This window comes from Paraburkholderia sp., assembly GCF_034668105.1.
Lineage (GTDB): Bacteria > Pseudomonadota > Gammaproteobacteria > Burkholderiales > Burkholderiaceae > Paraburkholderia.
On sequence record NZ_JAXDPY010000385.1, the window covers coordinates 1 to 8,298 of the forward strand.

An 8,298-nucleotide genomic window follows, 5' to 3' on the forward strand; every position below is an offset into this window, starting at 1 on the left:
TTCGATGATGCCCAGATACGGCGCCGGATGCACGCTGGTGCGGCTGTCGAACGCGACACCGAAACGGCGCGCCGCCTGCTCCACTTCCCGCAGATGCACGCGCGCTTCACGCTCGCTGCGCTGCAGAAACTCAACGGGTGGCTCGATCACCACGTCCGAAAACGGCGAGTACGGATATTGCGGCAGACACGCGTAGGCCGTGACGCGAGCGCCGACGGCCTGCGCGAGGTCGATTGCACCGTCTATCGCTTTGCGTGAGAGGTCTGAACCATCGGTCGGAACCAGGATATGCCTGAACATGATGCCCTCCGTCGCCGGCTGCGTGCAGCGCGGCGTCAGCGTGCCACGAGGCTCGGCATGGAAGCCGCCTCAATCGATTGTAGTCCGCGGAAATGCGCTCGACGCCATCGTGCGGGTCTGTCCGCATATCGAAAACCCGCTGCGAAGGTCTGCGGCGATTGTGCAGGGTGCCATTGCGCCGGATCGCCGGACGTAACCTGCGCTTGAGCCGGCGTCAGCCCCAGTAATCAGGATGGCCGTACGTATGCTTGAGAAAGTCCAGAAACAATCGAACCCGCAGCGGCAAATGCCGGCGCTGCGGGAAAACCGCATGGATGCCGATCGGCGGCGCGGCGAACTCGTCGAGCACGCTGACGAGGCGCCCGGCCGCGATATCCGTGCCGACCTCCCACCACGAGCGCCACGCAAGCCCGTAGCCCTCGAGGCACCACTCGTGCAGCACCGCGCCATCCGAGCATTCCATCGTGCCGGACACCTTGATCGATACGACCTTGTCGCCCTGCAGGAACATCCAGCCGCGCTGCTGATTGGCGCTCGCGCCGAGCGCGAGGCAGTTGTGATGCGCGAGATCGGCCAGCGTGTGCGGCGAGCCGCGCCGGCCCAGATACGACGGCGACGCCACGCACACGCGGCGGTTCTCGCCGAGCTTGAGCGACACCAGCGACGAATCGGGCAATTCGCCCAGACGCACGGCACAGTCGAATCCCTCGTTGACGAGATCGACCAGCCGGTCGGACAGGTCGAGCGTAATCGACACATCCGGATGCGCGACGGTGAAGGCCGGCACCAGCGGCGCCACATGCCTGCGCCCGAAGCCTGCCGGCGCCGACAGCCGCAAATGGCCGCTCGCCTTCACGCCGCCCGCCGATACGCTGGCCTCGGCGTTCTGCATGTCGTGGATGACGCGCTGGCAATCCTCCAGGAACGCGGACCCTTCGAAGGTCAGCGTGATCTTGCGGGTGGTGCGCACCAGCAATTTGACGCCGAGGCGCTCTTCGAGCGCGTCGATGCGGCGGCCGATGATCGCCGGCGCGACGCCTTCGGCGAGCGCCGCGGCGGACAGGCTGCCTCTCGCGGCCACGGTAACGAATGTCTCGATCTGCTTGAAACGGTCCATGGGCAGCGCAGCCGCGACGCCCCGAAGAAAGTGCCTTGGGGAGTGCACGGAAAGTGGTCGGTGCGCGTCAGATTAGGTGCATGAAAGTAAAAGATCAAGTGATCTTTAGCTTCTTTTTTAGCCTTGAGCATCACTAATACAATCCATCCTGACCTCTGACAGGAGTGCACGGCAATGTCGGCCACAACGACACCCTTTCCTAAAGCAGTGATTTTCGATGCCTACGGCACGCTGTTCGACGTGCATTCGGTGATCGCTGCCGCAGAGCAGATGTTCCCGGGCCACGGCGACGCGCTCTCGCAGTTGTGGCGCCTGAAGCAGATCGAATACACGCAGTTGCGCACGCTCGCAGCACGGGGCGACGCGCCCGGTGCCCATTACCGGCCGTTCTGGGACATCACGGGCGATGCCTTGCGCTTCGCCACCAAAAAGCTGCATCTCACGCTAGGCCGCGCGGCGGAGAAGCGTCTGATGGACGAATATGCGTGCCTGTCCGCTTTTCCCGATGCCGTGCCCACGCTGCGCCAACTGCGCGACGGGGCTTCGGCTTCGACTTCGGCTTCGACTGTTTCAGTTTCGGCCGCTTCGGCATCATCCGCGTCCGCGAGCGGCAAAGCCGGCTCACGGCCGGGTCTCGCGATCCTCTCGAACGGCAATCCCCAAATGCTCGATATCGCCGTGAAGAGCGCCGGCATGACGGGCCTGTTCGACCACGTGCTATCCGTCGACACGGTTCGCGCCTACAAACCCGCGCCGGCGGCCTACGCGCTCGGCACGCAAGCCTTCGGCGCAGAGCCGCGCGAGATCGTCTTCGTGTCGTCGAACGGCTGGGACGTGGCAGGCGCGAGCTGGTTCGGCTTCACCACTTTCTGGCTCAACCGGCAAAACGCACCAGCCGAAGAACTGGGCGTCACGCCGCACGGCGCGGGCGAAAGCATGAACGATCTGCCCGCTTTTCTGCAGTCCCTCGCGTCGCCCGACCGCAATAGCGGCACGGGCAGCACCGGTCATCCCGGTGGCAGCCGCACGCGCCACAGCCCTGGCGCATGACGGCTACCACCAGGATCTCACGACGCATTTCAACCGCATCTCAACATCTCAACATTTGCATCTTTGCAATCTGACCGACCAAGGAGAAATCATGGCGCATCCGCTGTCATCGCAATCATCGCTGCAGTTGCCGCAGGGCATGGAAATCACGGCTGAGATCAAGCCCGGCTATGACGCGATCCTCACCCGCGAAGCGCTCGAACTCGTCGCCGCACTGCATCGCACGTTCGAACCGCGCCGTCAGCAGCTGTTGCAAGCGCGTGCGGAGCGCACGAAGCGGCTCGACGCCGGCGAGCGTCCCGACTTCCTCGCCGCCACGAAAAGCGTGCGCGAAGGCGACTGGAAGATCGCGCCGCTGCCGCAAGATCTGCAATGCCGTCGGGTGGAAATCACCGGCCCGGTCGAGCGCAAGATGATCATCAACGCGCTGAATTCAGGCGCGGATTCGTACATGACCGACTTCGAAGATTCGAATGCGCCGAGCTGGGATAACCAGATTACCGGCCACATCAATCTGAAGGACGCGGTGCGCCGCACGATTTCGCTCGAACAGAACGGCAAGTCGTACCAGTTGAACGACAAGACCGCCACGCTGATCGTGCGTCCGCGCGGCTGGCATCTGGACGAAAAGCACGTGACGGTGGACGGCAAGCGCGTCTCGGGCGGCATCTTCGATTTCGCGCTCTTCATGGTTCACAACGCGAAGGAACTGGTCGCCCGCGGCTCGGGCCCCTACTTCTATCTGCCGAAGATGGAAAGTCATCTGGAAGCGCGCTTGTGGAACGACATTTTCGTCGCCGCCCAGGAAGCGGTCGGCGTGCCGCGCGGCACGATTCGCGCGACCGTGCTGATCGAAACGATCGTCGCCGCGTTCGAAATGGACGAGATCCTGTACGAGCTGCGCGAACATAGTTCGGGTTTGAACGCCGGCCGTTGGGACTACATCTTCTCTGCGATCAAGAAGTTCAAGAGCGACCGCGACTTCTGCCTTGCCGACCGCTCGCAGATCACGATGACCTCGCCGTTCATGCGCGCCTACGCGCTGCTGTTGCTGAAGACCTGCCATCGTCGCAATGCGCCGGCAATCGGCGGCATGAGCGCGCTGATTCCGATCAAGAACGATCCGGCAGCCAACGACAAGGCCATGGGCGGCGTGCGTTCCGACAAGGCGCGCGATGCCGGCGACGGTTACGACGGCGGTTGGGTCGCGCATCCGGGGCTCGTGCCGATCGCGATGGAAGAATTCGTCAAGGTGCTCGGCGACAAGACGAATCAGATCGGCAAGCAACGCGACGACGTGCTCGTCACCGCCACCGATCTGATGGACTTCCGTCCGGAAGCGCCGATCACCGAAGGCGGTCTGCGCAACAACATCAACGTCGGCATTCACTACCTGGGTTCATGGCTCGCGGGCAATGGCTGCGTGCCGATTCACAACCTGATGGAAGACGCGGCGACCGCGGAGATTTCCCGCTCGCAGGTGTGGCAGTGGATTCGCTCGCCGAAGGGCAAGCTCGAAGACGGCCGCAAGGTCACGGTCGAGCTGGTGCGCGAGTTGTCGGCACAAGAACTCGACAAGGTGAAACAGGTCGTCGGCGGCGATACGAAGCCGTACGATCGCGCTGCACAAATTTTCGAGGAAATGTCGACGTCGGAGCAGTTCACCGACTTCCTGACGCTGCCGCTTTACGAGGAAATCTGAGGCGTCTGAACGGCCTCACGCAGAATCAATAACGACGTCGTACCGGGCCCGCTCTCACCAGCCACGCAAGATCAAAAGAGCGGTCCGGGTCGCAAGGCTGACCGACCGGACGGCCCGACAGGCGCATGCCTGCCGGGCTGCTTTTTCAGGCGCTGCTTGCGTGCGCGCGGCACGCTGCTGGCGCACTCCGATGCGCTCGCCCTGGCCGGGTCCCGCCGCCTTTAGCGCGTGACGCGATACTCGACCCAATCGCCCGACCTGATTTCCGGGAGGCCCTTTACCGCATTGGGCGCGACCGGATAGAAGCGGCAGTTCACCACGTTACCGTCTACCTTCACCATCACTTCCCGCGCGAGGAAACGATCTTCGACCCCGGGGTACACCGCTTCGATCTCGTCGAGCACTGCAACCAGTTCGTCGTCGATTTCGTAGACGTCGCCCGTGACGTCCACGCCCGCCTCGTCGACCACGAGCCCCGGATACGAGCCGAAGTCGAACAGATGGCCGCGTACGGTGGCCGTGCCGAGCAGATTCGGCGCGGCGATGTCGTTGCGTGCCGCGGCCTCGCTGATGTCGTTCACTTCACCGGCCCGCAATGTGCCGTATACAAAGACGGTCTGCATCGTCGTTTGCTCTCCTTGATAATGGGTTTGGCTTGCTTCTGCGGTAGCCGGGGTTTGGCTTGCTTCGGCGGTAGCCGGGGTTCGGCGTGCTTCGGTGGTAGCCGGGGTTCGGCTTGCCGTTGCAGTTGCCGAAGGAAGGTTCAGTTCAGCGACACGCTCGCCACCAGCACGCCGTCGATATCCGCATAGATCCATTCGCCGGGACGCACTAGCGCGCCCGGCAATTGCACTGGCACATCGCGCTCGCCGCTGCCGAGCGCCTGGCCGCGCCGTGGGCAAGTTGCCAACGCCGCCACGCCGACGTCGATTTCGTTGAGCTCCAGCGTATCGCGCACGCAGCCGTTCAGCACAATGCCGGACCAGCCGTTCTGCTCCGCAATTTGCGCGAGATTGGCGCCGACCAGCGCGCACCGCAGACTACCACCGCCGTCGACCACCAGCACCCGGCCCGCGCCCTTCTCCTCGAGCGTGGCGCGTACGAGCGCATTGTCTTCGAACACCTTTAGCGTCACCGCTTCGCCGCTGAAACACTCGGCGCGACTGAAGAGATGAAAGACCGGTTCGAGCACACGCAGCGTACCCTGCGTCAGTTGGTCCTCGTGCGCGTCGCACAGGTCAGCGGTTGTAAAGCCCATGAGTTCCTCCTCGGGATCCGAGCGCAATCGGGACATTATGCAACGGTGACGCTGACGTAACACCTACAATGGAAGCCATCGGTGGTTTGGGGGCTGTGGGTTCGGAGCGGTGCGGTAGAGTCTGCGCTTCGGGTCTGTGCTTCAGACCGCACTCCCTGATCTGCGCTCCGGTCCACACGTCGAGTCCGCACTCTCGGTTCTGCATCTTCGGATGCCTCGCATGAAACGCTCTATGCTTGAGTACCCGTGCACCTGGTGCCCTATTTGCAGCCGCCATCGTTTTGCGCTCCGCCCATTGAATCGATCTCCAACATGAATTCGTCCGCTGACTCAGAACGGTCGAGCCAGATCCGCTTCGCCGACATCCCACCCGAATTCCAGCCGACACAAACGCACCCGATCCGTGTGCGCTCGCGGCTGATGCCGTCGGGCTGGCGAATCGCGCGGCACACGCACGCGTGGGCCCAGGTGGCCTATGCGTCACGCGGCGTACTGCGAGTCGCGACGACCGGCACGACATGGATGGTCCCGCCATCGAGAGCGATCTGGGTGCCACCGCACGTGACACACGAAGTGGTCGCGGTCGAGGAGGCATTTTTGCGCACACTTTACATTACCGAAGGTACCGTCCCGGCCGGACTGGATACACCGCGTGTGGTCGAGGTGTCGGATCTGCTGCGCGAAGTGATTGCCGCACTCGATACGCCAGGGATTTCAGCGACACGTGAACAACTGTTAGGCGCGCTTGCACTCGACGAACTGACGCGTTCAGAGCCACTGCCGCTATCCGTGCCGATGCCCAACGAGAAACGCTTGCGCGCATTATGCGAGGCCGTGATCGCAGACCCCACGAACGGCGACTCGCTCGAACAGTGGGCATCGAGCGTCGGTGCGAGCACGCGCACGATTGCGCGCCTGTTTCGTCAGGAGTTGGGCGTGAGCTTTTCGCAATGGCGTCAGCAGGCCATTCTCGCGCGCGCGATTCCCCTCTTGAGCCAGGGGCGGCCGCTGTCGCACGTTGCGCAGGAGTTGGGCTATCAGAGCCAGAGCGCGTTCTCGGCGATGTTCCGGCGGGCATTCGGCGAAAGCCCGCGCGCGTTCATCGAGCGTGGCTCTGAACATCGTGTGGAGAGCGGGAATCCTGGTGATACCGAGGCCGACGAAGAGACCGCGCAGAAGTGACTGCGTGAACTCGTCACCACTAGCCGCAGTGCGTCACACGCGCCGCGCCAGATGACGGATCGCCCCGAGTTGCGCAAGACGCGGTCCGGTCAGCTTGTACCCTTTGCGCTGATAAAGCCGCGCGGCGGGATTGTCGACGAACACGCGCAACTGCAATTCGCGCAGCCCGCGCTCGCGCGCCCACTGATGCGACATATCGAGCAGATACGTGCCGGCGCCAAGCCGCCGATGCCCTTCGGCAATCTGTACGTCGCGGATATGCAGCGAGTCGCCTTCCTGGGTGATGCGCAACACGCCGATCGGCTTGCCGTCCACTTCGAGAATGAAATTCTCCGACTCGCGCCAACTGCCGAGAAACAGATCGCCACGCCAGACCAGATGGTGCCGATGATAGTAGCCACCCATGTTGTTGCGAGTCAGCGCCTCGGCGAACTCGAAATCGTCCATGCCGGCGACGCGCAGATAAAATGGTGACGGAGCTTCGGTTGGATCGAACATGGCGGGACGACGAAGATGAGTCGGGTCAACGGTAAAACAGGCCGCGCGCGCTGGCAATGGCTGTTTGTCCGGAGCATACCGGACGATATCCAGACTGACCGGCCACGGAAATAAAAAAAGCCCACTTCTTTCGAAGTGGGCTTTCTAAATCTGGCGGAGCGGACGGGACTCGAACCCGCGACCCCCGGCGTGACAGGCCGGTATTCTAACCAACTGAACTACCGCTCCAGATTTTTGCACTGCGGCTTATGAGCTTGCTCATTCACCAACTGCACCGCTCAGCGTGCTAACTCACACTGCCAACTGAACGACGCCGATATCCTGGCGTCCCCTAGGGGATTCGAACCCCTGTACTCACCGTGAAAGGGTGATGTCCTAGGCCTCTAGACGAAGGGGACAACGTACTGCTTACACCTTTAATGAAAAAGCCCGTTCAAGTTTGTATGAACGGGCTTTGTCTGGCGGAGTGGACGGGACTCGAACCCGCGACCCCCGGCGTGACAGGCCGGTATTCTAACCAACTGAACTACCACTCCAGTTTGCCTATCATGACTTGCGAGCGTTGGTTTTTTCTCTGCAAGCTGCGCTGCTTTACTGCTTCTTATCGAACACTAAAGCGACGCTGATGTTTGGCGTCCCCTAGGGGATTCGAACCCCTGTACTCACCGTGAAAGGGTGATGTCCTAGGCCTCTAGACGAAGGGGACATAATCTTTTCAGATTTGTCTTTATCTTGCTGCTAACTCACGCTAATTTCTGTTTCGCCAGCAGCAAAGACCGATATTCTAACTACGTTACAACTGTTTGTGAAGTCTTTTTTGCTACACGCTCCAGACTTCAGAACTACTTCACTCTGCTCTGATGGTGGAGGTAAGCGGGATCGAACCGCTGACCTCTTGCATGCCATGCAAGCGCTCTCCCAGCTGAGCTATACCCCCCTTGCAGAACAGAAACGAGATTCTAAGGGGCACTTTTGAAGTTGTAAATACCTTTTGGCCCAGCATCTGAAAATAGTTCGTTCTTAGGGTGCAAATTTGAGGCGCAAACCGGACACCGTTCGCGACGATGCCACGCGCCCGCACCACCCCACCTCATGCTCATGTTCAGGCGATGCCCTTGTCGAGCCGGGTCAACACCGTCTCGCGGCCGAACAGCATCAGCACCGCGTCAATGGACGGTGTGTGCGTGGTGC

At 61.9% G+C, this 8,298-nt stretch carries 8 protein-coding genes and 5 tRNA genes; 3 read left to right on the forward strand and 10 right to left on the reverse strand.

The features are described from left to right. Both QOC89_RS17200 and QOC89_RS17205 read right to left on the reverse strand, forming a co-directional pair. Positions 1–300, reverse strand: a 300-nt coding sequence (locus tag QOC89_RS17200; protein WP_323046117.1) for a universal stress protein, incomplete at its 3' end; no start/stop codon positions are given. 214 nt (positions 301–514) lie between these two features. Beyond that, complete coding sequence (locus tag QOC89_RS17205; RefSeq protein ID WP_323046118.1) at positions 515–1,417, reverse strand: LysR family transcriptional regulator; 903 nt, start codon at positions 1,415–1,417, stop codon at positions 515–517. Positions 1,418–1,591: 174 nt separating this feature from the next. Here QOC89_RS17205 and QOC89_RS17210 point away from each other — a divergent pair, with 174 nt between their 5' ends. After that, positions 1,592–2,467 carry a (S)-2-haloacid dehalogenase gene (locus QOC89_RS17210; RefSeq protein WP_323046119.1) on the forward strand — a complete coding sequence of 292 codons (876 nt, stop codon included), beginning with the start codon at positions 1,592–1,594 and terminating at the stop codon, positions 2,465–2,467. 91 nt (positions 2,468–2,558) lie between these two features. Next, positions 2,559–4,169, forward strand: coding sequence for a malate synthase A (aceB, locus tag QOC89_RS17215; protein WP_323046120.1), 1,611 nt, complete (start codon positions 2,559–2,561; stop codon positions 4,167–4,169). Positions 4,170–4,390: 221 nt separating this feature from the next. On the opposite strand, the gene QOC89_RS17220 is transcribed toward aceB, so the two are convergent. Beyond that, positions 4,391–4,792: a gamma-glutamylcyclotransferase family protein gene (locus QOC89_RS17220; RefSeq protein ID WP_323046121.1), complete on the reverse strand. Its 402-nt coding sequence runs from the start codon at positions 4,790–4,792 to the stop codon at positions 4,391–4,393. Positions 4,793–4,932: 140 nt separating this feature from the next. Then, positions 4,933–5,427: a ribonuclease E activity regulator RraA gene (gene rraA, locus QOC89_RS17225; RefSeq protein WP_323046122.1), complete on the reverse strand. Its 495-nt coding sequence runs from the start codon at positions 5,425–5,427 to the stop codon at positions 4,933–4,935. A gap of 312 nt (positions 5,428–5,739) precedes the next feature. On the opposite strand from rraA, the gene QOC89_RS17230 reads away from it, so the two are divergent. Beyond that, positions 5,740–6,609 (forward strand): helix-turn-helix transcriptional regulator, encoded by an 870-nt coding sequence (locus tag QOC89_RS17230; protein WP_323046123.1) that lies wholly within the window; start codon positions 5,740–5,742, stop codon positions 6,607–6,609. 33 nt (positions 6,610–6,642) lie between these two features. Here QOC89_RS17230 and QOC89_RS17235 read toward each other — a convergent pair whose 3' ends face one another. From QOC89_RS17235 to QOC89_RS17260, 6 genes are all read right to left on the reverse strand, one after another. Further along, positions 6,643–7,107 (reverse strand): GNAT family N-acetyltransferase, encoded by a 465-nt coding sequence (locus QOC89_RS17235; RefSeq protein ID WP_323046124.1) that lies wholly within the window; start codon positions 7,105–7,107, stop codon positions 6,643–6,645. 151 nt (positions 7,108–7,258) lie between these two features. Further along, positions 7,259–7,335 (reverse strand) — tRNA-Asp (locus QOC89_RS17240). 94 nt (positions 7,336–7,429) lie between these two features. Continuing rightward, a tRNA-Glu gene (locus QOC89_RS17245) sits at positions 7,430–7,505 on the reverse strand. A gap of 61 nt (positions 7,506–7,566) precedes the next feature. Beyond that, positions 7,567–7,643 (reverse strand) — tRNA-Asp (locus QOC89_RS17250). A gap of 94 nt (positions 7,644–7,737) precedes the next feature. Then, positions 7,738–7,813: transfer RNA gene (locus QOC89_RS17255), tRNA-Glu, on the reverse strand. A 155-nt stretch (positions 7,814–7,968) separates the two neighbouring features. After that, a tRNA-Ala gene (locus QOC89_RS17260) sits at positions 7,969–8,044 on the reverse strand. Between the last annotated feature and the right edge of the window lie 254 nt (positions 8,045–8,298).

Coding starts and splice junctions, on each gene's coding strand:
- QOC89_RS17205 (WP_323046118.1), bottom strand. CDS start 1,417: ATGGACCGTTTCAAGCAGATCGAGACATTCGTTACCGTGGCCGCGAGA.
- QOC89_RS17210 (WP_323046119.1), top strand. CDS start 1,592: ATGTCGGCCACAACGACACCCTTTCCTAAAGCAGTGATTTTCGATGCC.
- aceB (WP_323046120.1), top strand. CDS start 2,559: ATGGCGCATCCGCTGTCATCGCAATCATCGCTGCAGTTGCCGCAGGGC.
- QOC89_RS17220 (WP_323046121.1), bottom strand. CDS start 4,792: ATGCAGACCGTCTTTGTATACGGCACATTGCGGGCCGGTGAAGTGAAC.
- rraA (WP_323046122.1), bottom strand. CDS start 5,427: ATGGGCTTTACAACCGCTGACCTGTGCGACGCGCACGAGGACCAACTG.
- QOC89_RS17230 (WP_323046123.1), top strand. CDS start 5,740: ATGAATTCGTCCGCTGACTCAGAACGGTCGAGCCAGATCCGCTTCGCC.
- QOC89_RS17235 (WP_323046124.1), bottom strand. CDS start 7,107: ATGTTCGATCCAACCGAAGCTCCGTCACCATTTTATCTGCGCGTCGCC.